Here is a 974-nt window from a genome sequence, read left to right on the forward strand (position 1 = left end):
AACCACGATTTTAATATAGCTTTATCTTTTTCCAAGATATCCATACAAATATTTTAACTCATATTTTTGAAAAAAATGTACGAGTTCAGTACATCGTGAACACTTACCACAAAAAAATTATAACACATATTTACAACCTTACTCCAGAATTGGATTCTTTATTTCCATAGGCTACTTCAGCAGGAGTCATATATCCTAAAGCATAATGTGGTCTTACAAAGTTGTATTTTTCTATGTACTTTCTTAAGAGGTTATTTAGATAATCTATAGGATACTCTGTACCTTCTATAAACCATAATTCTTCTTCTATAGTCCTTATAACTCTTTCAACATTGGCGTTTGTTTTAGGAGTCCTTGGATAGCTGTAGTAATGCTCTATACCTATTTCTCTAAGGTAACCCTCAAATTCTCCCATAAACTCTGTACCGTTATCTGTTTGTATTTTGGAGATACCAAATCCAAAATATTTCATAGCCTCTTGGATAAAGAGAGCTCGGGACTGTCTACTCTTTTGTGTAAATCTTTATGTGTGTTAAAATACTTTACTCTAAGGAGGTATTTATGAAAAGAAAGGGTAGACAGGTGACAAATCAGTAAGAGCTTTCAGAGCTCATTAGAACTATAGTGGCCAACACTGTAGGTAAAATGCTCCAAGCAGAATTGGATGAGTTCTTAGGGTATGAGAAATACGAGAGATCTGAAAATCCGAACTATAGAAACGGCTCTTATCCAAGGAAACTACAAACTCCTTATGGAGAGATAGAGATAGATATGCCAAGAGATAGGATGTCTTTGTTTGACCCTAAGATAGTACCTAAGAAAGGAAACACTTTAACAGAAGACTTGCAACACAAGATAATGATTATGTACTCTAAAGGGTTATCTACGAGAGATATAGTTGATATGCTAAATGACTTTTACGGTGTAGAACTATCTCCTTCTCTTATTTCAAGGCTAACAGATAAAATCATTCC

General features: G+C 33.9%; 2 protein-coding genes. One reads left to right on the forward strand and one right to left on the reverse strand.

Going from position 1 to position 974, the window contains the following annotated elements; all coding sequences use genetic code 11:
• Nucleotides 1-130: 130 nt before the first annotated feature.
• The gene (locus ACP5S8_RS08450) at nt 131-472 is read right to left on the reverse strand and encodes an integrase core domain-containing protein (RefSeq protein ID WP_461876494.1); all 342 of its coding nucleotides are present in this window, start codon (nt 470-472) and stop codon (nt 131-133) included.
• Between the two features lie 173 nt (nt 473-645).
• Here ACP5S8_RS08450 and ACP5S8_RS08455 point away from each other — a divergent pair.
• On the forward strand, nt 646-974 hold a 329-nt coding region (locus ACP5S8_RS08455; protein WP_461876495.1), incomplete at its 3' end, for a transposase.

Source organism: Hydrogenobaculum sp. (genome assembly GCF_049967395.1).
In the GTDB taxonomy this organism is placed as follows: domain Bacteria; phylum Aquificota; class Aquificia; order Aquificales; family Aquificaceae; genus Hydrogenobaculum.

Excerpts from the sequence above, each read along its gene's own strand:
- ACP5S8_RS08450 (WP_461876494.1), bottom strand. The coding sequence starts at position 472 with ATGAAATATTTTGGATTTGGTATCTCCAAAATACAAACAGATAACGGT.